Annotated in this window: 19 protein-coding genes; 4 read left to right on the top strand and 15 right to left on the bottom strand. The window is 56.0% G+C overall.

Annotation, left to right across the window (positions count from 1 at the left end; genetic code table 11):
• Positions 1-14: 14 nt before the first annotated feature.
• The 6 genes from artJ (OMR58_RS09505) to OMR58_RS09480 all read right to left on the bottom strand — a co-directional run bounded on the left by artJ (OMR58_RS09505) (position 15) and on the right by OMR58_RS09480 (position 4,395).
• Positions 15-746, bottom strand: a complete 732-nt coding sequence (gene artJ / locus OMR58_RS09505; RefSeq protein ID WP_105593474.1) for an arginine ABC transporter substrate-binding protein — start codon at positions 744-746, stop codon at positions 15-17.
• A gap of 31 nt (positions 747-777) precedes the next feature.
• The gene (gene artM / locus OMR58_RS09500; RefSeq protein WP_264545780.1) at positions 778-1,446 is read right to left on the bottom strand and encodes an arginine ABC transporter permease ArtM; all 669 of its coding nucleotides are present in this window, start codon (positions 1,444-1,446) and stop codon (positions 778-780) included.
• Positions 1,446-2,162: an arginine ABC transporter permease ArtQ gene (gene artQ / locus OMR58_RS09495; RefSeq protein ID WP_105593472.1), complete on the bottom strand. Its 717-nt coding sequence runs from the start codon at positions 2,160-2,162 to the stop codon at positions 1,446-1,448. Before artQ ends, artM begins: the two co-directional genes overlap by 1 nt.
• 3 nt (positions 2,163-2,165) lie before the next feature.
• Positions 2,166-2,897, bottom strand: coding sequence for an arginine ABC transporter substrate-binding protein (artJ, locus tag OMR58_RS09490; RefSeq protein ID WP_264545779.1), 732 nt, complete (start codon positions 2,895-2,897; stop codon positions 2,166-2,168).
• Positions 2,898-2,911: 14 nt separating this feature from the next.
• A complete protein-coding gene (artP, locus tag OMR58_RS09485) occupies positions 2,912-3,640 on the bottom strand; it encodes an arginine ABC transporter ATP-binding protein ArtP (protein ID WP_105593470.1) in 729 nt (242 codons plus the stop codon).
• Between the two features lie 215 nt (positions 3,641-3,855).
• Entirely contained in the window at positions 3,856-4,395 is a 540-nt protein-coding gene (locus OMR58_RS09480; protein WP_264545778.1) for a lipoprotein, read from the bottom strand.
• A gap of 183 nt (positions 4,396-4,578) precedes the next feature.
• On the opposite strand from OMR58_RS09480, the gene OMR58_RS09475 reads away from it, so the two are divergent.
• Entirely contained in the window at positions 4,579-5,427 is an 849-nt protein-coding gene (locus OMR58_RS09475) for an N-acetylmuramoyl-L-alanine amidase (protein ID WP_105593468.1), read from the top strand.
• 82 nt (positions 5,428-5,509) lie between these two features.
• Here the strand turns inward: OMR58_RS09475 and ltaE are convergent, their stop codons facing one another.
• The 4 genes from ltaE to hcp form a co-directional block, all read right to left on the bottom strand.
• A complete protein-coding gene (gene ltaE / locus OMR58_RS09470) occupies positions 5,510-6,514 on the bottom strand; it encodes a low-specificity L-threonine aldolase (protein WP_264545777.1) in 1,005 nt (334 codons plus the stop codon).
• Between the two features lie 64 nt (positions 6,515-6,578).
• Positions 6,579-8,300, bottom strand: coding sequence for a ubiquinone-dependent pyruvate dehydrogenase (gene poxB, locus OMR58_RS09465; protein ID WP_200561473.1), 1,722 nt, complete (start codon positions 8,298-8,300; stop codon positions 6,579-6,581).
• Positions 8,301-8,421: 121 nt separating this feature from the next.
• Positions 8,422-9,420, bottom strand: a complete 999-nt coding sequence (gene hcr / locus OMR58_RS09460) for an NADH oxidoreductase (protein ID WP_264545776.1) — start codon at positions 9,418-9,420, stop codon at positions 8,422-8,424.
• Between the two features lie 3 nt (positions 9,421-9,423).
• A complete protein-coding gene (gene hcp, locus OMR58_RS09455) occupies positions 9,424-11,076 on the bottom strand; it encodes a hydroxylamine reductase (protein WP_200561469.1) in 1,653 nt (550 codons plus the stop codon).
• 207 nt (positions 11,077-11,283) lie between these two features.
• On the opposite strand from hcp, the gene OMR58_RS09450 reads away from it, so the two are divergent.
• Complete coding sequence (locus tag OMR58_RS09450) at positions 11,284-12,948, top strand: ATP-dependent nuclease (RefSeq protein WP_200561467.1); 1,665 nt, start codon at positions 11,284-11,286, stop codon at positions 12,946-12,948.
• Between the two features lie 137 nt (positions 12,949-13,085).
• On the opposite strand, the gene cspD is transcribed toward OMR58_RS09450, so the two are convergent.
• Positions 13,086-13,313: a cold shock-like protein CspD gene (gene cspD, locus OMR58_RS09445; protein ID WP_105593464.1), complete on the bottom strand. Its 228-nt coding sequence runs from the start codon at positions 13,311-13,313 to the stop codon at positions 13,086-13,088.
• 322 nt (positions 13,314-13,635) lie between these two features.
• Between cspD and clpS the strand changes: the two genes are divergently transcribed.
• Positions 13,636-13,956, top strand: a complete 321-nt coding sequence (gene clpS / locus OMR58_RS09440) for an ATP-dependent Clp protease adapter ClpS (protein ID WP_105593463.1) — start codon at positions 13,636-13,638, stop codon at positions 13,954-13,956.
• 28 nt (positions 13,957-13,984) lie between these two features.
• Entirely contained in the window at positions 13,985-16,261 is a 2,277-nt protein-coding gene (clpA, locus tag OMR58_RS09435; protein WP_105593462.1) for an ATP-dependent Clp protease ATP-binding subunit ClpA, read from the top strand.
• A 101-nt stretch (positions 16,262-16,362) separates the two neighbouring features.
• Here clpA and infA read toward each other — a convergent pair whose 3' ends face one another.
• The 4 genes from infA to cydD all read right to left on the bottom strand — a co-directional run bounded on the left by infA (position 16,363) and on the right by cydD (position 21,162).
• Positions 16,363-16,581 carry a translation initiation factor IF-1 gene (gene infA / locus OMR58_RS09430; RefSeq protein ID WP_002211347.1) on the bottom strand — a complete coding sequence of 73 codons (219 nt, stop codon included), beginning with the start codon at positions 16,579-16,581 and terminating at the stop codon, positions 16,363-16,365.
• A gap of 360 nt (positions 16,582-16,941) precedes the next feature.
• Positions 16,942-17,634 carry a leucyl/phenylalanyl-tRNA--protein transferase gene (gene aat, locus OMR58_RS09425; protein ID WP_264545775.1) on the bottom strand — a complete coding sequence of 231 codons (693 nt, stop codon included), beginning with the start codon at positions 17,632-17,634 and terminating at the stop codon, positions 16,942-16,944.
• 31 nt (positions 17,635-17,665) lie between these two features.
• Entirely contained in the window at positions 17,666-19,396 is a 1,731-nt protein-coding gene (cydC, locus tag OMR58_RS09420; protein WP_264545774.1) for a heme ABC transporter ATP-binding protein/permease CydC, read from the bottom strand.
• Positions 19,393-21,162, bottom strand: a complete 1,770-nt coding sequence (gene cydD, locus OMR58_RS09415) for a heme ABC transporter permease/ATP-binding protein CydD (RefSeq protein WP_264545773.1) — start codon at positions 21,160-21,162, stop codon at positions 19,393-19,395. Before cydD ends, cydC begins: the two co-directional genes overlap by 4 nt.
• Positions 21,163-21,305 lie beyond the last annotated feature (143 nt).

Here is a 21,305-nt window from a genome sequence, read left to right as displayed (position 1 = left end):
CTGCCGTTTGCGTATTACTCCGGGAACCAGCGCTGATTAATTTTCTCAATCGTGCCGTTTGCGCGCAGCGTATCCAGCGCGGTATTCAGTTTTGCCAGTAACTCCGCGTTATCCTTACGCACGGCAATCCCTAAGCCCGTACCAAAATAGCTGCTGTCGGTAACGTGCTTGCCCACGGTGCCAAGATTCGGACTGGTTTTCAGCCACTGATTGACCACTGCGCTGTCGCCAAAAATACCGTCCAGGCGGTTATTTTTCAGGTCCAGAATAGCGTTCTGATAGCTGTCATAGGCCACGGCGGTAATCTCAGGATGCTGCTCCTGTAGATACTTCTGATGCGTGGTGCCGTTTTCCATACCAACGCGTTTGCCTTTCAGCTGCGAAAGGTCGGTAAATTTACCCTTTGGCGCAATCAGAATCGCGGAGTTAGCGTAGTAAGGCTTGGTGAAGCTGACCTGCTGACTGCGCTCCGGGGTGATATCCATGCCGGAAATCACGGCGTCGTAACGGCGAAACTTCAGGGCCGGAACCAGGCTGTCAAACGGGTTATTGGTGAAGGTACATTCTGCTTTCATCTCTTCGCACAGCGCTTTGGCCAGATCGATATCAAATCCAACAATCTGATTCTCACTGTCCAGCGATTCAAACGGTGGATAGGTAGCAGAGGAAGCAAAACGAATTTTATCTGCGGCTACAGCCCCAAAGGTCATGCTGGCCAGAACCGTGGCCAGAATAATTTTTTTCATGTTATCAGTTCCTTTTTTAGAAATCGTTCGCTCAGCTGCGCTGCTCAAAGGCTAATGCCCGGCGTTCAATCAGCCGCATCAGCAAGGTTAGCAAGCCATTGACGATGAGATAAATTACCCCGGCGGCGGCAAACACCGTCACGTCATAGGTTCGGCCGTACAGCAGCTGCCCGTGGCCCATCACTTCCATCAGCGTAATGGTGTAAGCCAGCGAGGTACTCTTAAACACCAGCACCACCTCGTTCGAATAAGAGGAGAGGGCGCGTTTAAAGGCATACGGCAGCAAAATGCGCAGCGTATCCTTGCGGTTCATGCCCAGAGCCGCACAGGATTGCCACTGCCCGGCAGGGATTGCCCGCACGGCACCGTGGAACAGCAGCATGGTGTAGGCGGCACTGTTTAACGACAGCGCCAGCAGGGCACACAGCCACGGCTGTGACAGTAAATGCCATAGCCAGGGAATATTTTGTATGGAAGGAAACTGGCCCGGGCCGTAGTAAATCAGGAATATTTGCACCAGCAGCGGCGTACCGGTAAACAGTGTGATATAGCCACGGGTAATCAGGCTGAGAACCGGCACCTTCAATGCCAGAATCACCGTGAAGATCAGCGCCAGCAGGAGTGCCAGCAGCAGCGATGCCACGGTAAGCGTCAGGCTGGTTTGCAGCCCTTTAAGCAGTTCGGGGAAGTAACTCAGCATCAGGAATCTCCGCGCTCAAAGCGCGTCGTGCGCAGTTCAATACGCTTCAGCACCTGCTGACTGAACAGGGTGATTAGCAGATAAATCGCCGCCGCAATAACGTACCAGGTAAACGGCTCCTGGGTACGGGTGGCAATGCTTTTGGTCTGCAGCATAATATCGTTCACGCTAATCAGTGAAACCAGTGCGGTATCCTTGAGCAGCACCAGCCACTGGTTGCCTAAACCGGGCAGGGCGTGTCGCCACATTTGCGGCATGATTAACCGGAAGAATATCGCCGCTTTTTTCATTCCCAGCGCCTGGCCGGATTCCCACTGGCCAGCAGGCACCGCTTTCAGCGCGCCGCGCAGGGTTTGTGAAGCATAGGCAGAGTAGAGGATAGCCAGCGCAATCACGCCGCACAGGAACGGGCTGACGTCAAAGTTTTCAATGGTGACCTGAATCGGGATCTGCACCACGCCGAGATTCAGGGTGAAGCCATCCGAGAGCGTCAGCAGCAGCTGCGAGGCGCCAAAGTAGATAAACAGCACCACAAGAATTTCCGGCAGCCCGCGAAACAGGGTAACCAGCAGCGTGCCCAGAAACGCCAGCGGCCGCCAGCGTGCGGATTCCCACACGGCGAAAACCATCGCGAGAGCCAACCCGACCACCAAAGCGCAAACGGCAAGGCCGACGGTCATCCCGGCGGCGCTGGCAAGAGAATAAAATTCGCTCATTAATTACTGCTGAAACCACTTGCTGTAGATAGTTTTATAGGTGCCGTCGGCTTTCACCTTGTCCAGCGCCGCATTGAATTTGCCCTGCAGCTCGGTATTGCCCTGACGAACGGCGATGCCCAGGCCGGTACCGAAGTAAGACTTATCGGTCACTTTCTCACCCAGCGCGGCCAGGTTCGGGTTCTGTTTCAGCCACTCGTTAACCACCGCGGTATCACCAAATACCGCGTCGATGCGGCCATTTTTCAGATCGAGGATGGCGTTTTGATAGCTGTCGTAAGGGACCAGTTGAATATCAGCCTGTTTTTCGCTGAGGTATTTCTGGTGCGTGGTGCCGTTCTGCACGCCAACGCGTTTGCCTTTCAGGGCGTCGATGCTGGCAACTTTACCTTTCTGCACCACGAACAGCGCGGAGTTGTCGTAGTAAGGGTTGGTAAACAGGACCTGCTTTTCACGCTCTGGCGTGATGTCCATACCGGCCATTACCGCATCAAAGCGACGGAATTTCAGGCTGGGGATCAGGCTGTCAAAAGCCTGGTTGCTGAAGGTACATTCTGCACCCATTTCACGGCACAGTGCGTTAGCCAGATCGACATCAAATCCCTGGATCTTGTTGTCGGCGTCAACAAACTCAAACGGAGGGTAGGACGCTTCTGTCGCAAAACGAATGGTCTGGGCAGCGCTGGCTCCCAGGCTGATGGTGGCTAAAAGTGCGGCAAGTACAACTTTTTTCATCATTATGTCCTGCGTTAGTGCGAAAGGTAATTTGCAAACGCCTCGGTTTGCGGCTGTGTAAAGCGGCTGGCATCGCCCTGTTCGACGATGTACCCATTTTCCATGTACACCACGCGGCTGGCGGTTTTACGCGCGACTTCCACCTCGTGGGTGACGATAACCTGAGTGATATTGGTTTCCGCCAGTTCGCGAATAATGCTGACAATCTGCGCGGTAATTTCCGGGTCCAGTGCTGCGGTTGGTTCATCGAACAGCAATACCGCCGGCTCCATCATCAGCGCGCGAGCAATGGCCACGCGCTGCTGCTGACCACCGGAAAGATGCAGTGGAAAGCGATCGGCAAAGGGCGTCAGGCGCAGGCGATCGAGCAGTTTACTGGCCCGTTCATGGGCCTGTTCTTTACTCAGCCCCAGCACGCGGCAAGGCGCTTCAATCAGATTCTGCGTGACGGTCAGATGCGGCCAGAGATTATACTGCTGGAAGACCATACCGACGTTCTGCCGTAGTTCACGAATGGCACTTTCAGTTGGTGGCTTGCTGAAGTTGAAGTGATTACCGGCGATATCAAGCGTTCCGGAACGCGGCATTTCGAGCAGATTCAGCACGCGCAGAAGTGAGCTTTTCCCGGCACCGCTTGGCCCCAGCAGAACCAGCGTTTCGCCCTGCGGGCACGCCAGCTGTATGTCAAATAGCGCCTGGTGGGCACCGTAATAGCAGTTAATACCGTTTAGTTGAATACTCATGCGCAAAAAGTGAATAGCAATTGATGCCGCAAATCTTAACGTCGACAGAATAGTTATGCAATCATCGTGCGTTAAAATTTATAATTGTTGGCGAGGTGATTAAAGCGTAGCACAAGATAGGGCAATGTTGCTGTTTAACATGAAAAGCTTTGCTGTTGTTATGCAAATGTGTGAGTGAGATCGTGCCGCCGGGTCTGACGGCACGGAAGGATTGGTCACTCTTCGAACCGCTGGCGCAGTGAACCACCGGTAATATGGGGAACGGGGCCGAGGTAGCGTATGTCGTCCACGGTCCAGCAGGTGCCTTCCCGCGCCATCAGGATTTCATCCTGCCATAGAACTTCCGGCTTTCCGGTATGGCTGAGATTCACCCGCAGGGCAATATTACGCGCATCGGTATTGGGGATAGTGGATGAGTCGTTCACGCTGGCGCTGGTCGCTCCCGCAGAGCGGCTGCTGAACAAGTCTCCCCGCAGTGGAGTTTTAGGCGATTTCTCTCGGCTGGCTTTCAGTAAATCCTGATAAAGCGGCCCGCTGAGCCAGGGACGGTATTTAGCCAGCTGTTGCTTATCGGGAACGCCGAAGGAAGGTTGCTCCAGGCGCATATCGTAGAACTGCTGGGCGACCTGGTCCGGCCCGCCGCTAATACAGGGAGCATCACGTGAACCGATATCCTTATAAGCGGGTTCGACAGTGGTACAGGCGCTGAGTAGTATAGTCAGGGGAATAACAGCAGCAAAGACTTGGTATTTCATCTTGATTTCCTTATTGTTCTGCTTGAATGCTTTTACCACCGACGGCATTTGCTCTTCTTCACAGTAAGAGCGTTGTAATTTACACAAGGAGAGATGCATGAAAATTTCAATGCCCCCATCACCGGAAAGGAATCCGTTCGCCTACGGCGATGCATTTATTGCTGAGATGAAACTGAGCCGCCCATGACCCCGCTGTCCTTTATTCGCCCACTGCTGGTTCTGCTGGCAATCTATTTGCTGACCTCTGTTACGCCGCAGGGGCTGCATGAACAGAAGGGATATACGGTGGATACCCGCCAGGAGGCCTGGGGGGCGCGTCCGCGTATTAAAGTGCTGGTTATCCACTATACGGCAGGTGATTTTTCCCCTTCACTCAATACGCTGACTAACCACTCGGTGAGTGCGCATTACCTGCTGCCGGCATCACCCCCGAAATATGATGGGCAACCACTGGTCTGGCGGCTGGTGCCGGAATCGATGCTGGCGTGGCATGCGGGAATCAGCTACTGGCAGGGAGCCACGCGGCTTAACGACACCTCGATTGGTATTGAGCTGGAAAACCCCGGCTGGCGGCGGGTGGGCAAAGAGATGGTTTTCGCTCCGTTTCCCCCTTCACAAATGGCTGCACTGCTGCCGCTGGCTCGCGATATTGTGCAGCGCTACGGTATTCGTCCGCAGGATGTGGTGGCGCACAGCGATATTGCGCCGATGCGTAAGCAGGACCCCGGCCCGATGTTTCCCTGGCAGTGGCTCGCGGAGCAGGGTGTGGGTGCCTGGCCAGATGCTGACCGGGTCGCGTTTTATCTCGGCAACCGCTCACCCGCCCAGCGGGTAGATAAAAGTAAGCTGCTTGGCCTGCTGGCAAGCTACGGTTATGAGGTCACTCCGCAGATGACACCGTACCAGCAGCAGGTGCTGATCGCGGCGTTCCAGATGCACTTTCGCCAGAGCGACTATCGCGGCTTTGCCGATGCGGAAACGGAAGCTATTGCTTCGGCGCTGATTGAAAAATATGGGACGGGTTCGGGTTAATACGGCCGGATACTGGACGGGCTTGTACTGGCCCGTTCAGCGTCCCTCATACTGGCATCAATATCGCCTGGCCTGGGGTTAATCAATATTGTGCCAAAAATGCCTGCCATACTTTGACGAGGGTTTGCAGCGCATCGCGATTGACATCCAGATGGGTCACCAGCCGTGTTACAGCCCCCGGGCTGAGCAGAATGCCGCGCTCGCGCATCCACGGCCCCAGCGCGGCAATCTGATCTTCCGGCAGGCGCAGGAACAGCATATTGGTGTCGTGACGGGTAACGTCCACGCCGATTTCACGCAGCGCACCGGCCAGCCAGGCCGCGTTATCATGATCTTCCCGCAGGCGTTCAACGTTGTTTTGCAGCGCATAGCGCCCGGCTGCGGCGAGGATACCCGCCTGGCGCAGGCCGCCGCCGGTCATTTTCCGCCAGCGGCGTGCGCGCTGGATAAATTCCGCACTGCCGCACAGCAGGGAACCGACCGGCGCACCCAGCCCTTTAGACAGGCAGATGGTTAAGGTGTCGCAGTATCGGCTGATTTCTTCCAGCGGCACGTTCAACGCCACCGCAGCATTAAAGATGCGTGCACCGTCAATATGCAGTGCCAGCCCGCGCTGGCGGGTGAATTCCCACGCCTGTTGCAGATAGCTCAGCGGCAGCACTTTGCCGTTATGGGTATTCTCCAGGCTTAGCAGGCGGGTGATGGCGAAATGCAGGTCGTCTGGTTTAATAAACTGTGCGACCACATCCAGCGGCAGCGTGCCGTCACCGGCGGCTAAAATCGGCTGCGGCTGGATGCTGCCAAGCACTGCAGCTCCGCCCGCTTCATATTTGTAGTTATGGGCCAGCTGGCCGACGATGTATTCTTCGCCGCGCTGGCAGTGACAGAGCAGCGCCACCAGATTTGCCTGAGTGCCGGTGGGCAGAAACAGCGCCGCCTCTTTGCCGCTGAGCGCTGCGGCTTCCGCCTCCAGCAGATTTACCGTCGGATCATCACCATAGACATCATCACCGGTTTCAGCGGTCATCATTGCTGCCAGCATTGCCTGGCTCGGGCGTGTTACGGTATCGCTACGCAGATCGATCACGCTTGTTCTCCTTTACACATGAAAACGGGCGCCGCAGCGCCCGTAAATTAACGACAATTCTGTTTTACCTTAGCCAGTTAGTTTTTGCCAGTTCGACCACTTCATCGCCACGGCCGTTGATAATCGCCCGCAGCATGTACAGGCTGAATCCTTTGGCCTGTTCCATTTTAATCTCCGGCGGCATTGCCAGTTCTTCTTTGGCGGTCACCACATCCACCAGGGCCGGGCCATCGTGTGCAAATGCCTGCTGCAGTGCATCATCAAGGTCGGAGGCTCGCTCCACACGAATTCCCTTAACGCCGCAGGCTTCGGCGATTGCCGCAAAGTTAGGATTATGCAGTTCGGTGCCGTCGGTCATATAGCCTCCGGCTTTCATTTCCATCGCCACAAAGCCCAGCACGCTGTTATTAAACACCACGATTTTCACCGGCAGTTTGAGCTGGGCCAGCGAAAGAAAATCGCCCATCAGCATGCTGAATCCGCCGTCGCCGCACAGAGCGATAACCTGCCGCTGTGGATCGATGGCCTGCGCGCCCAGCGCCTGCGGCATGGCGTTAGCCATGGAACCGTGGCTGAACGATCCCAGCAGGCGACGCTTGCCATTCATTTTCAGATAGCGGGCAGCCCACACGGTTGGCGTACCGACGTCACAGCTGAATATGGCATCGTCAGCGGCGAACCGACTGACCTGCTGCGCCAGATACTGCGGGTGGATCGCCTGTTTATCGTTGGCGGTGGCCAGATCGTCGAGATCTTTGCGGGTCCTCGCATAGTGCTCCAGGGCTTTGTCCAGGAACCGTCGCTCGCTTTTTACGCTGAGCTGCGGCAGAAGCTCGCTCAGCGTGGCTTTGATATCGCCCACCAGCGCCATATTCACATGGCTGTGGCTGCCAAGGCTGCCTGGATTGATATCAATCTGAATAATCTGTGCTTCAGGCGGATAAAACGCGCGATAGGGGAACTGGCTGCCGAGCACCACCAGCGTATCGGCATTCATCATCGCGTGATATCCCGATGAAAAACCGATCAGTCCGGTCATACCGACATCATAGGGGTTGTCATACTCAATGTGTTCTTTACCGCGCAGGGCGTGAACAACCGGCGCTTTCAGGGTTTCGGCCAGTTTCACCACCTCGGCATGGGCTCCGGCGCAGCCGCTGCCGCACAGCAGGGTAATATTGCTGGCGGCGTTAAGTTTTTCAGCCAGCGCGGAGAGCTGCCCGGCCGTAGGGCGCACCAGCGGCTGCTGCGGCGGGTACCAGTCACCGCTGGCACCCTCCGGAGCGGGCTGAAGGGCGACGTCACCCGGCAGAACCACCACCGAGACGCCCCGGTTGAGTATCGCTTTACGCATTGCAATACCGAGTACCTGCGGCAGCTGTTCGGGATTGGAGACCAGCTCGCAGTAGTGGCTGCATTCGCGGAACAGCTCCTGCGGATGGGTTTCCTGGAAATAGTTGCTGCCGATTTCGCTTGAGGGGATATGTGCGGCAATGGCCAGCACCGGAACATGGTTGCGATGACAGTCAAACAGGCCATTGATCAGATGCAGGTTACCCGGCCCGCAGGAACCGGCACAGACCGCCAGTTCACCGGTAAGATGCGCTTCTGCCCCGGCAGCAAAAGCCGCGACCTCTTCATGGCGGGTGGGCATCCAGCGAATGGTTCCCATCTTATTAAGGCTGTCACTCAGTCCATTAAGCGAGTCACCGGTCACGCCCCAGATGCGCTTTACTCCTGCACTTTCAAGGGTTTTCGCGACCAGTGCCGCAACAGTTTGCTTCATGCTTTCCTCCTCGTTCAGCACGATCGAATTAAAATACCGTGATTAATTCCTGGCAAAAGCATAGTTGAAGACGAACAGGATCGGGAAAGCGTGTGCAACAAGCTGTTTCACACGCGGTGTGTTAGCCAATAACAATATCGCTGTTTGGCTGGCAGCTGCACGCCAGCACATAACCCTGGGCGATCTCGGCATCACTGAGCGTCAGCGTGCTGCTGGTTGTGTAGTTACCGCTGGCAACGCGCGTTTTACAGCAGCCGCAAACGCCCGCCCGGCATACGGCGGTGACCGGCAGATGATGGGCTTCCATGGCGGCCAGCAGTGACCAGCCAGCGGGGAACGGTGCCGCAGCAGCAAGCGATGGGCCGCTGATGGTCAGAGTAGCGCCTGCTTCGGAGGCTGGTTCAACATGTGCAGTAGCGGCAACGGGCGTAAACCGTTCTGTGAGTATTTTCCTGGCGCCCAGCGCGGCGGCATCGCTCTCCATCAGATCCATATAGGGCTGAGGTCCGCAGATCATCACCGTTGCGTCAGCAATATCCGGTGCTATTGCGGCAAGGCGTTCACGGTCCAGGCGACCTGCCAGCATGTCCGCTGCGGGTTGATTTTCCGCTACTACGGTCAGTTTCAGCCAGGGCTGCATGGCGGCCAGTTCACCGGCAAAGATCACATCGCTGGCGGAACGCACACTGTAAATCAACCGCACGCTGCATTCCGGCCGATGCTGCCGCAGCCAGCGGCACATTGACATCACCGGCGTGATGCCGCAGCCCGCGGCCAGAAACAGATAGTTTGCGGCCGGATACTTTTCACAGCTGAATTCGCCCTGCGGATCGGACAGCCAGAGGTGATCGCCCGGTTTCAGCTGCTGCGTCAGCCAGCCTGAGCCTTTGCCCTCGGCAATATGGCGTACGGTCAGCGTAATCAGCGCGCTTTGTCCGGGCGTGGAGGAGAGGGTATAGGCGCGGAGTTCATCGCTGCCCGCAATGCTGACCAGTGCATACTGTCCTGCCTGCCAGCGATAAAAATCGTGGTTAATCAGCGCGATGGTCCAGACATCTGGCGTTTCCTGATGCAGGTGATGAACCTGCATCCGCCACTGACACAGGGGATGCATGTCCATGATTTATACCTCTTCGCCCAGCGCGATAGCCATATCCTGTTCGGCAGTGTTGACCGGCATCAGGCCAAACTGTTCGTTGAGGATGGTCAGCAGGTTTTCTGTCAGGAATGCCGGAACGGTTGGGCCGGTGCGCACATTCTTAACCCCCAGCGCCAGCAGCGTCAGCAGCACCACGATGGCCTTCTGCTCAAACCAGGAGAGCATCAGCGACAGCGGCAGATCGTTCACCCCGCAGTTAAGTTTTTCGGCCAGCTTCACCGCCAGCATAATTGCCGAGTAGCTGTCGTTGCACTGGCCGACGTCCAGCAGGCGGGGTAGCCCTTCGATGGTGCCGAAGTCGAGCTTGTTAAAGCGATACTTGCCGCAGCCGAGCGTCATAATCAGCGCGTCTTTCGGGGCTGCCAGCGCCAGTTCGGTGTAATAGCTGCGCTGGTCGCGGCTGCCGTCACAGCCGCCAATCACAAAGACGTGACGCAGTTTTTTACGGCTGACCAGGTCTATAACGCTGTCGCACGCATCCTGTAACACTTTTCGGCCAAATCCGACGGTGATCTCATGGGGAATTTCACTGTAAGGGAATCCGGCCATCGACAGCGCCTGATGGATAACGGCAGTGAAATCATCACCTGTAATGTGGTTCACGCCCGGCCAGCCAACGATGCTGCGGGTCCAGATGCGCTGTTGGTAGTCGCCAACGGAGGGATCGATGATGCAGTTGGAAGTCATGATGACCGGGCCGGGGAAACGGGCAAACTCGGTCTGCTGATTTTGCCAGCCGCTGCCGTAGTTTCCGACCAGATGCGGGTGTTTTTTCAGTTCCGGGTAGCCGTGAGCGGGCAGCATCTCGCCGTGGGTATAGATGTTGATGCCCTTGCCTGCGGTTTGTTCCAGCAGCAGCTGGAGGTCTTTCAAATCGTGGCCGGAAATCAAAATTGCTTTACCGGCAACCGGGCGGACGTTCACCGTCGTAGGCTGCGGGTCGCCGTAAACGCTGGTTTGTGCTTCATCCAGCATGCCCATAATGGTGAAGTTCATCTTGCCGATTTGCATCGCGCAGTCGACCAGTTTCGCGCTGTCGTTCGGCTGGGTGCCGAGCCAGGCCATGATCTGGTGATAATGGGCGTAGACGTCATTGTCGAAACGACCGTGTACGTGAGCATGCTCCATATAGGCCGCTGCGCCTTTCAGACCGTACAGATTCAGCAGGCGTAAGCCGAGGACATCGGGGTGGGTGTTCGCATCCCGCAGGGCAAACTTCGCCGCCTGCTGTTGCAGAACGCTGACGTCGTGGCTTTCCAGCCGCAGATTTGCCAGCGGATGATGCGGTGCCGCGTTTCCGGCCACCAGCTCGCAGCGCTGGCGCAAATCCTCACGCAGGCGAATCGCTTCGAAGGCGTAATCGATAATACGATGGGAATCAAAGTTGACGTTGGTCAGCGTGGAGAAGAAGGCGCGGGGTGAAAAGCTGTCGACCTGGTGATCGATGATGCCCAGACTACGTGCTTCCAGCGCCCACGCCGACAGGCCCTGCAGTACGGCGACCAGCAGATCCTGCAGATCGGACGTTTCCGCCGTTTTACCACACATGCCCTGTGCATAGGCGCAGCCGTCACCGGCTGGCGTACGCATTGTTTGCTCACATTGAATACAAAACATGATCTCATCCTTATAAGATGTATTTTAAATGCACCTTATAAAAGATCGTGCAGCCGATGATTGCAAGCTCCAGCCGGGTTAATCAGGTATCGACTTGATCTGGCTCAAATTCATGCGCAAATGGAAATAATAGTAATCTGCATTACGAGCCTTGACCTGACGCTGTCCGCCGACCATTCTCATTAAAACGGACGAGTTGAGGCGGATATGATTCTGGAACAAATTGACGTCATGGGCTTTCGTGGCCTGAGTCGACTGGTGCTGCCGCTGGAACAGCACAATGTACTGATTGGTGAGAATGCCTGGGGTAAATCCAGCCTGCTGGATGTACTGTCGCTGCTGTTAGCGCCGCAGCAGGAGCTGTATCAGTTTACCCCGCATGATTTCTATTATCCGCCAGGGGAGCAACAAAGCCGCGAGCAACGTCTGTATGCAACCTTTACCTGGCGCGAGGAGCAGGGCGATGTGCAGTCCGATCGCTATCAGCGTTATTCGTCGTTGTGGCGTAAAGGAGACGATCGTCTTCAGCGGATCAGATTACGCTTTGAAGGGCGTTTACAGGCCAACGATCGTGTGACGACGCGACGCCAGTTTATCGATAGTGAAGGGCTGCCGCTGCTGGAAGGCAGCGCCTGCAATGAGCGGGTGAAATTGCTGATACAGCTGCATCCGGTACTGAGGTTACGGGATGCGCGCTTTAGCCGACGTCTGCCGCGTGAAGCGATTGCCGAGGCAGGAGAGCGGCAGTTTGGTGAGCTGGTCAGCCAGATAAGCGATCTGACGCGCGACGTGGTTTCCCGACCGCAAAATCTTACTGACAGCGCGCTCCAGCAGGGGCTGGGCACGCTGCAACAGCTGCTGGAGCACTATTTCTCCTGGCAGCAGTCCGTGGATGATGTGCCGCAAAAGCGGGCACCTCATCATCATCGTGCTTCCCGGCTTGGCTGGCGGCATCTGGCCGAAATCAATCAGATGATTGTGGCCGCCGACAGCCGCAGCCGGCGGCTGATCCTGCTACAGATGTTTGCACAGCTGGTGCAGGTTCGCGGCGTTCAGCAGCTTGCACCGCAGGCGCGGCCGCTGCTGCTGCTGGAAGATCCTGAAACGCGGCTTCATCCTATTATGCTGGCGGTAGCACAGGAGCTGCTTGCGGTGCTGCCGCTGCAGCAGATTGCCACGACCAACTCCGGTGAGCTGCTGGCGCAGGTGCCGGTTGAACATGTTTGCCGTCTGGTGCGCGACAGCGGGCGGGTTGCCGCCTGGCGACTGGGTGAGAGCGGACTGAGCAGTGAAGACGCACGGCGTATTGCCTTCCATATTCGCCTGAACCGGCCCTCGGCGCTGTTTGCCCGCTGCTGGCTGCTGGTGGAGGGCGAAACGGAAGTCTGGGTGATGAATGAGCTGGCGCGGCAGTGCAATTATCATTTTGCCGCTGAAGGGATCAAAGTCATCGAGTTTGCACAGTCGGGGCTGAAACCGCTGCTGAAATTTGCCCGACGCATGGGCATTGAGTGGCACGTGCTGACCGATGGCGACGAAGCCGGGAAAAAATATGCCGCCACGGCGCGCAGTCAGATATCAGCAGAAGAACATGAAGCGAACTATCTGACGCAATTACCCGCACTGGATATGGAGCATTTCCTGTACAGGCAGGGATTCTCGGCGGTATATCATCGTGTAGCGCGTTTACCCGAGGGCGTGCCGATGAACCTGCGGCGGGTTATCGTCAAAGCCATCTCCCATTCGTCAAAGCCTGACCTGGCAATTGCGGTGGCGGAAGAGGCTGCCGTTCGCGGCACTGAGGCGATTCCGCCGCTGTTGCGTAAAATGTTTGCCCGCGTGCAGTGGCTGGCAAGAGGGAAGGCGGACTGAAGGAAAACGGGCGCGGTGGCGGGTTGAAAAGCGACTATTCAGCCCAATATTAATACCGTTGTGCAGTTATCGCATAAAAATGCCAGCATCGCTGGCTGGCATTTTGTCGCAGGGTTGTACAGAATGAGTTAGAAAGGTCAGGCGCTTACCGCGACTGCCGTTTCCACAGGGACGATCAGGCTGGCATGATTGCCTTTTGGCCCCTGATGCACATCAAACTGGACTTGTTGCCCGGCTTTCAGCGTTCTGTATCCATCCATCTGAATCGTTGAGTAGTGCGCGAAGATATCGTCGCCACCCCCTACCGGGCAGATGAAACCGAAGCCTTTGGCGTTATTAAACCATTTAACAGTACCCGTCTCCATGCTTCTACATCCCTCGCAAGACATTCAAAATTGGTGGGGAAATATCAGGCAATACGCCCGATGGCTGTTTAAAACACATTCAGCCTGTTTGAGTACTGTAGAGAATTAGCAGGGCCGGTCAAGCAAACGAGCGGTGCACTCAGGGACAAAATCATCAAAATTTGAGGTAGTTAACGCTATTGCGAATTTTGTGATGAAGGTCGCGAATGTTACCTTTTGTTCACAATATCAACGATATTGCACAACATTTTGGTCATGTAAAACATAACCTGAATGATGTTAATCTGGCAGAAGTAAGTAATGTTGATCACACTGGATATGTATGGGAAAGACTAACGACTGGCTTAATTTTGAACAGCTTGCGGATGACAAAGTTCGCGAGGAACTTAAGCCGCCCTCCATGTATAAGGTCATTCTGCACAACGATGACTATACGCCTATGGAATTTGTTATTGACGTACTGCAAAAGTTCTTTTCTTATGATGTTGAACGTGCAACGCAACTGATGCTTACGGTGCATTACCAGGGGAAGGCGATCTGTGGCGTATTTACCGCCGAAGTTGCAGAAACCAAAGTGGCACACGTGAACAAGTATGCCAGGGAAAACGAGCATCCGTTGCTATGTACGCTGGAAAAAGCCTGAATAAGGCGATCTATTGGGGGAGGTGCCTATGCTCAATCAAGAACTGGAACTCAGTTTAAATATGGCTTTCGCCAGAGCGCGCGAGCACCGACATGAGTTTATGACCGTCGAGCATTTGTTACTGGCGCTGCTCAGTAACCCGTCGGCCAGAGAGGCACTGGAAGCCTGCAGTGTCGATATCGTTGCGCTCCGTCAGGAGCTTGAAGCGTTTATCGAACAAACCACCCCGGTTCTGCCGGTCAGCGAAGAAGAGCGTGATACACAACCTACGCTCAGCTTCCAGCGCGTACTGCAGCGTGCAGTATTCCATGTCCAGTCATCAGGCCGTAGTGAAGTGGCTGGCGCAAACGTACTGGTCGCTATTTTTAGCGAGCAGGAGTCGCAGGCAGCTTATCTGCTGCGCAAACATGAAGTCAGCCGCCTTGATGTGGTGAACTTTATTTCTCACGGCACGCGTAAAGATGAGCCAGGCCCGTCATCCAGCGCAGAAAATCCGGTTAACGAAGAGCAAGCAGGCGGGGAGGAACGTATGGAAAACTTCACCACCAACCTTAACCAGCTTGCCCGTGTCGGGGGCATCGATCCCCTGATCGGCCGCGATAAAGAGCTGGAGCGCGCCATCCAGGTACTGTGCCGTCGCCGGAAAAATAACCCGCTGCTGGTGGGTGAGTCCGGTGTAGGTAAAACCGCGATTGCCGAAGGTCTGGCATGGCGTATCGTGCAGGGTGATGTGCCGGAAGTCATGAAAGAGTGCACCATCTATTCGCTGGATATCGGTTCACTGCTGGCGGGTACTAAATACCGTGGCGATTTCGAGAAGCGTTTTAAAGCGTTGCTGAAGCAGCTTGAGCAGGACACCAGCAGTATTCTGTTTATCGATGAGATCCACACCATCATTGGTGCAGGTGCGGCTTCCGGTGGCCAGGTTGATGCGGCTAATCTGATCAAACCGCTGCTTTCAAGCGGCAAGATTCGGGTGATGGGCTCAACCACCTATCAGGAATTCAGCAATATCTTTGAGAAGGATCGTGCGCTGGCGCGTCGCTTCCAGAAAATTGATATCACTGAGCCTACGGTTGAAGAAACGGTGCAGATCCTTAACGGGCTGAAGCCGAAGTATGAAGCGCACCACGATGTTCGCTATACGGCGAAAGCCGTGCGTGCAGCCGTGGAGCTGGCGGTGAAGTACATCAACGATCGTCATCTGCCTGATAAGGCGATTGACGTGATTGATGAAGCCGGTGCGCGTGCACGTCTGATGCCAGCCAGCAAACGCAAGAAAACCGTTAACGTGGCGGATATCGAAAGTGTTGTGGCACGCATTGCACGCATTCCGGAAAAAAGCGTTTCTGCCAGCGATCGCGATACGCTGAAAACGCTCGGCGACCGCCTGAAAATGCTGGTGTTCGGTCAGGATAACGCTATCGAAGCGTTGACCGAGGCGATCAAGATGAGCCGCGCGGGTCTGGGTCAGGATCGCAAGCCGGTAGGTTCATTCCTGTTTGCCGGGCCAACCGGTGTCGGTAAAACCGAAGTTACGGTTCAGCTGGCCCGTGCGCTGGGCATTGAACTGTTGCGCTTTGATATGTCCGAGTATATGGAACGCCACACCGTCAGCCGTCTGATCGGTGCGCCTCCGGGCTACGTTGGCTTCGATCAGGGTGGCCTGCTGACCGATGCGGTGATTAAGCATCCGCACGCTGTGGTGCTGCTGGATGAAATCGAGAAGGCCCACCCGGATGTCTTTAACCTGCTGTTGCAGGTGATGGACAACGGCATGCTGACCGATAACAACGGCCGTAAGGCGGACTTCCGTAACGTCGTGCTGGTGATGACCACCAACGCCGGGGTGCGGGAAACCGAACGTAAATCGATCGGCCTGATCCAGCAGGATAACAGCACTGATGCGATGGAAGAGATCAAAAAGATCTTTACGCCGGAGTTCCGTAACCGTCTCGATAACATTATCTGGTTCAAACACCTGGATCGCGTGGTGATCCATCAGGTTGTCGATAAGTTTATCGTTGAGCTGCAGGCACAGCTGGACCCGAAAGGCGTATCGCTGGAAGTCAGCGATGATGCAAGGGAATGGCTGGCGGATAAAGGCTATGACAAAGCGATGGGTGCCCGTCCGATGGCCCGTGCCGTTCAGGAGAACCTGAAAAAACCGCTGGCGAACGAGTTGCTGTTCGGCTCGCTGGTTGACGGCGGTTCGGTATCCGTTGGACTGGACAAAGAGAAGAATCAGCTGACCTATCACTTCCTCAGCGCTGAGAAGCGTAAAGCGGAAGGGACCGTACACTAACGGTTCAGTTCAGTAGATAAAATAAAGGCCGGATAATTATCCGGCCTTTTTAATGGTTGCTGCCAGGCAGAATTCTGCGGGCAGCAACGGAATGGGGCTAATCAGCGACTACGGAAGACAATGCGGCCTTTGCTCAGGTCGTACGGGGTCAGCTCTACAGTGACTTTGTCACCCGTCAGGATGCGGATATAGTTTTTGCGCATTTTACCGGAGATATGAGCGGTAACCACGTGACCGTTTTCCAATTCAACGCGGAACATGGTGTTAGGTAACGTATCAAGTACGGTACCCTGCATTTCAATATTGTCTTCTTTGGCCATCGAATCCTCTAGGTGGACTACCTTAGTTTTGAACCGGCAAGATAATGCCGAATTTCACGTATTAAGTAAAGAATTGCAGATGATTTCATCACCCACATCAACTCCTCTCATGCCATTTAAGCACAGAAAAGTTACGAATAAGTCGTATTGAATAGCGTCTGCGTGGGGGAACAGCGGGCTAAGAATCTGTTTAAATCAGCTTTGTCGCACGATGAAAAACAGTTCTGACAGGTGCGTTGAGATTCCCAGCCTGGGATTCCGCATCACCATCTTGTACCGGTGAAAAGCGGACGACATACCAAACGCCGGGGATTATATCACTTTTATTCGCCGGGTGCTGGAAAACATCAGCGTCAGGGTCTAAAAAAGCCGCTTTGGCCGCCAGCAGTCGGGTAAAAGTGCCTGCCTGGCGTAATTTTCTACGTATTGCAAATAGCTGGCGCGGGATATTTCCCTGGCACCCAGCGAAGCGGTATGAGGATTAAGTATCTGGCAGTCAATTAATTGCCCACCCTGCTGCTGAAACCAGCGGCTGAATATCAGCAGAGCCGTTTTAGACGCATTCTCGCTGCGGCTGAACATCGATTCACCGCAAAAAATCTGCCCCAGCGCCAGGCCGTACATACCGCCGACCAGCTCGTCCCCTAACCAGACTTCAACCGAGTGTGCATAGCCCTGAGAATGTAATAATTGCCAGGCCTGCCTGACCTCCGGGGTAATCCAGGTGCCTTCATCACGTTCGGCTGCACAGCCTGCTACAACGTCGGAAAATCGCTGATTAAGCGTAACGGTGTAGGGGGATTTATGATGAAAACGCTTCATACTGCGGCTGAGATGAAATTCCCCCGGGAGCAGTACAGCACGCGGGTCAGGTGACCACCAAAGAATCGGATCGCCCGGGGAAAACCAGGGGAAAATACCGTGATGGTAGGCATTAAGCAGGCGGGCGGAGCTGAGATCGCCCCCCATTGCCAACAGTCCGTTAGGTTCCCGCAGCGCCATTTCTGGCGGCGGGAAGTTTAACGAATCGCGTGATAGCTGGATCAAACGCATCGTGATATCCGCAGGTTTTCTGAGCTAAAGACTATAGCGCAAAGCGTTGTAAAAATGTCCAGTAGCGGCCACGATCCGCCACTAATTTCTGATGATCGCCCTGTTCGATGATCCTGCCGCTATCCATCACGCAGATCCGATCAAAGTTTGCCAGGCCACGCAGGCGATGCGTTACCATGATCAGGGTTTTACCCTTCGACACTTTACGTAGCAGTGACAGTATTTGCTGCTCGGTCTCGGCATCCAGCCCCTCGGTCGGTTCATCCAGGAGCAGAAGGTCACCGTTGTGCAGCAGCGCCCGGGCAAGACCAAGACGCCGCAGCTCACCGCCTGACAGCTGGCGACCGCCTTCACCCAGCCATGCATTTAGCCCCTGTTCATTATCCAGGAGCTTATCCAGCCCGACCTGATGCAGAGCGGTGCTGAGTTCTTCATCGCTGGCATTCGGTGCAGCAAGCAGCAGGTTGTCGCGCAGCGTACTGGTAAACAGGTGAACGCGCTGAGTCACCACGCTGGTGCGGCTCCGCAAGTCGGCCTCACTCCAGTTAGTGAGTGGGATACCATTCAGCATGATCTCACCCTGTTGCGGGTCCCATGCGCGGGTTAACAGCTGCAGCAGCGTGGATTTTCCGCAGCCGGTTCGGCCCAGCAGTGCGATGTGCTCACCGGATGCAATATCCAGAGAAACGCTCTCCAGCGCAAGCGGATCGCTACTGGCATAGCGGAAACTGACGTCACGTAGCGTTACCGCTGCGCCGCCTGCGTTCTGCGGTGACGTTGCCGTAAAGGTTACCGCCGGTTCTTGCTCGATGATTTGCGTTACCCGCTGCGCTGAGGCAATAACATGGCCCAGATGCTGGAAAGCGGTGCCCACCGGCCCCAGTGCTTCAAAAGCGGCCAGCGCACAGAATACAAACAGTGCAATATACGCGCCGGGATGAGGATCGCCGCCGATGCCTGCGGCACTCAGCCACAGCATCAGGGTGACGGCAATGCCTCCCATCAGCATCACCAGCGCCTGCGACAGCCCGGTCAGACTGGCCTGGCGAAGCTGCACATTCAGCCACTGTTGTTCCGTACCGTCCAGCGCGTTGCGGAACTGAGCGGCGGCACCATACAGTCTCAGCTCGGCCTGCCCCTGTAACCAGCGTGTGAGGCCGCTGCGATACTGCCCGCGTAAACGGGTGAGGTCTTGCCCAACGGGCAATCCGGCACGATAAAATACCGGGGGAAGCAGCAGCAGGGTTAACAGCATCAGTGCGGCGAGTGTCAGCGCCAGGCCGACGTCGAGCCAGCTCAGACCAACTGTTACCACGGCAACCACCACCAGCGCGCCGACCAGCGGCGAAATGACCCGCAGGTAAAGGTGGTCCAGAGTATCCACATCGGCGACCAGACGGTTAAGCAACTCACCCTGACGGAAGCGGTCAATACCGGCAGGGGAGAGCGGTAGCAGTTTGCTGAAGGTAAACACCCGAAGATGTTGCAGTACGCGGAAGGTGCCGTCGTGGCTAACCAGGCGCTCGACGTAACGCGCAACGGTACGGCTAATGGCGGCACCCCGCACGCCCGCCGCCGGTAACATGTAGTTAAAGCTGTAGATACCCGCCACGCCCGCCAGCGAGGTGGCCGCAAGGAACCAGCCCGACAACGTCAGTAAGCCGATGCTGGCTAACAGCGTGACTGCGGCCAGCAGCATGCCAAACAACAGCCGCCAGATGTGGCGACGATAAAGCTTCAGAAAGGGCAGCAGAGTTTTCATTCCAACGATCCTCCTCGCTGTGCCAGTAGTTCAGCAAACGGTCCCGGGGTATCAGCCAGCGTTGCCCAGTCTCCCTGTTGCACAAGAGTACCGTTGCGCATCAGCCAGATTTCGTCCCACTGCGCCAGGCGGTCCAACTGGTGGGTGATCAGCAGGGTGCTCTGGTCATGAGAAGCCTGCAACAGTGCATGATTCACATGCTGCTCGCTTTGCGCATCCAGACTGGCATCGGGTTCATCCAGCAGCATCAGACGGCAGGGTTTCATCAGCGCACGCGCAACGGCAACGCGCTGCGCCTGCCCTACAGACAGGCGCGCGGCCTGATCGCCCGTCTCACTGTCCAGACCCGCAGGCAGCCGGGGGAGAAATTCATTCACGCCGGCCAGCTCCAGAACCTGCTGCAGGCGCATTTCGTCCTGACTACCGTTAAGCTGAATATTTTCACGCAGCGTGTTCGCCGGGAGATGAGGGTTTTGCCCGACCCAGGCCAGCTGCGCCTGCCAGTGGTCCTGATCGATATCGCGTAGCTCCGTATCGTTCACCAACAGCGAACCCGTATACGGCAGATAACCGAGCAGGGCATTCATCAGCGAGGTTTTACCGGCACCGCTTTGCCCCACGACTGCAATTCGTTGTCCCGGTTGCAATTCGAAGTTCAGCGGGCCGGCCAGCACCGTGCCGTCGGTGGTGGTCACGGTCATATCGCGCGCTATCAGGCTGAAGCCGGCGCTGAGGTCTGGTTTCAGTTCCCCGTGCTTAATAGCAGCATCCTCGCTCTCTTCCAGGAAGGTTTGCAGTGCATCGGCACCGCCGACAGCTTGGGCTTTGGCGTGATAGAAAGCGCCCAGATCGCGCAGCGGCTGGTAAAATTCCGGAGCCAGAATCAGCACCAGGAAGCCTGCAAACAACGTGACCGGACCGCTGTAGTGGCCGAAGTCGAACACGCCGAGGTAGGAGAAACCGAAATAGACGGCGATCAGCGCGATAGAAATAGAAGCAAAGAATTCCAGCACTGCCGAGGAAAGAAAGGCCATGCGCAATACTTCCATCGTGCGCTGGCGGAACTGCTCGGAAGCATCACGAATTGTTTCGGTTTCAGCTTTGGCGCGATTAAACAAACGCAGCGTTTCCAGCCCGCGCAGGCGATCGAGAAACTGACCGCTCAGGCGGCCCAGCGCGAGGAAATTACGGCGGTTTGCATCCGCCGCGCCCATCCCGACCATCGCCATAAACAACGGAATGAGAGGAGCCGTGGCCAGCAGGATAAGCGATGCTGCCCAGTTAACCGGGAACAGCAGGATCAGCACCATGCAGGGGATCACGCCGGCCAGCATCATCTGTGGCAGATAGCGTGCGTAGTAATCCTGCATCTCTTCAATCTGTTCCAGCAACAGGGTGGCCCAGCTTCCGGCTGGTTTGCCCTGAATCCACGCCGGACCCAGCTCGGTCAGTCGGTCCAGTACGCGCTTGCGCAGTGCCAGACGGATCGCCTGTCCGGCTTTAAAACCCGCCTTTTCCCGCAGCCATGCCAGCAGGGCGCGTGCAGCGAAACAGGCCAGTAACAGGATAAAATCAACCTGCTGCGTTTCGCGAGGGAGGTGATCGATGATTAGCGCCTGCAGCAGCGAGGCCAGGAACCATGCCTGAGCCAGGATAAGCAGCGCGCTCAGCGTACCGAGCAGGGATGAGAGCCGCAGCCAGCGATGGCCGTGAACGCTCTGACTTTTCAGCCAGCGCGTGAGTTGTTGTTGTCGAGTTTTATTCATGTTTTGCCGAGTTGCCCTGACGTAAACAGTAGTGAGGCGGAAGCCCCCAGGAAGATCGGTGTCAAGCGCGGCAATGTTACAATGCGGAGGGTAAAAAGGCGACAATTGCTCGTCGCCTTAAGCAAGATAAGCTCAGAGTTTTA

Origin of the sequence: Erwinia sp. INIA01, from assembly GCF_025947915.1 — a bacterium.
Taxonomy (GTDB): Bacteria; Pseudomonadota; Gammaproteobacteria; order Enterobacterales; family Enterobacteriaceae; genus Erwinia; species Erwinia coffeiphila.
Note: the sequence above shows the minus strand (reverse complement) of the source record. Positions and strands in the feature narration are given on the sequence as shown.

Excerpts from the sequence above, each read along its gene's own strand:
- artJ (WP_105593474.1), bottom strand. The coding sequence starts at position 746 with ATGAAAAAAATTATTCTGGCCACGGTTCTGGCCAGCATGACCTTTGGG.
- artM (WP_264545780.1), bottom strand. The coding sequence starts at position 1,446 with ATGCTGAGTTACTTCCCCGAACTGCTTAAAGGGCTGCAAACCAGCCTG.
- artQ (WP_105593472.1), bottom strand. The coding sequence starts at position 2,162 with ATGAGCGAATTTTATTCTCTTGCCAGCGCCGCCGGGATGACCGTCGGC.
- artJ (WP_264545779.1), bottom strand. The coding sequence starts at position 2,897 with ATGAAAAAAGTTGTACTTGCCGCACTTTTAGCCACCATCAGCCTGGGA.
- artP (WP_105593470.1), bottom strand. The coding sequence starts at position 3,640 with ATGAGTATTCAACTAAACGGTATTAACTGCTATTACGGTGCCCACCAG.
- OMR58_RS09480 (WP_264545778.1), bottom strand. The coding sequence starts at position 4,395 with ATGAAATACCAAGTCTTTGCTGCTGTTATTCCCCTGACTATACTACTC.
- OMR58_RS09475 (WP_105593468.1), top strand. The coding sequence starts at position 4,579 with ATGACCCCGCTGTCCTTTATTCGCCCACTGCTGGTTCTGCTGGCAATC.
- poxB (WP_200561473.1), bottom strand. The coding sequence starts at position 8,300 with ATGAAGCAAACTGTTGCGGCACTGGTCGCGAAAACCCTTGAAAGTGCA.
- hcr (WP_264545776.1), bottom strand. The coding sequence starts at position 9,420 with ATGGACATGCATCCCCTGTGTCAGTGGCGGATGCAGGTTCATCACCTG.
- hcp (WP_200561469.1), bottom strand. The coding sequence starts at position 11,076 with ATGTTTTGTATTCAATGTGAGCAAACAATGCGTACGCCAGCCGGTGAC.
- OMR58_RS09450 (WP_200561467.1), top strand. The coding sequence starts at position 11,284 with ATGATTCTGGAACAAATTGACGTCATGGGCTTTCGTGGCCTGAGTCGA.
- cspD (WP_105593464.1), bottom strand. The coding sequence starts at position 13,313 with ATGGAGACGGGTACTGTTAAATGGTTTAATAACGCCAAAGGCTTCGGT.
- clpS (WP_105593463.1), top strand. The coding sequence starts at position 13,636 with ATGGGAAAGACTAACGACTGGCTTAATTTTGAACAGCTTGCGGATGAC.
- clpA (WP_105593462.1), top strand. The coding sequence starts at position 13,985 with ATGCTCAATCAAGAACTGGAACTCAGTTTAAATATGGCTTTCGCCAGA.
- infA (WP_002211347.1), bottom strand. The coding sequence starts at position 16,581 with ATGGCCAAAGAAGACAATATTGAAATGCAGGGTACCGTACTTGATACG.
- aat (WP_264545775.1), bottom strand. The coding sequence starts at position 17,634 with ATGCGTTTGATCCAGCTATCACGCGATTCGTTAAACTTCCCGCCGCCA.
- cydC (WP_264545774.1), bottom strand. The coding sequence starts at position 19,396 with ATGAAAACTCTGCTGCCCTTTCTGAAGCTTTATCGTCGCCACATCTGG.
- cydD (WP_264545773.1), bottom strand. The coding sequence starts at position 21,162 with ATGAATAAAACTCGACAACAACAACTCACGCGCTGGCTGAAAAGTCAG.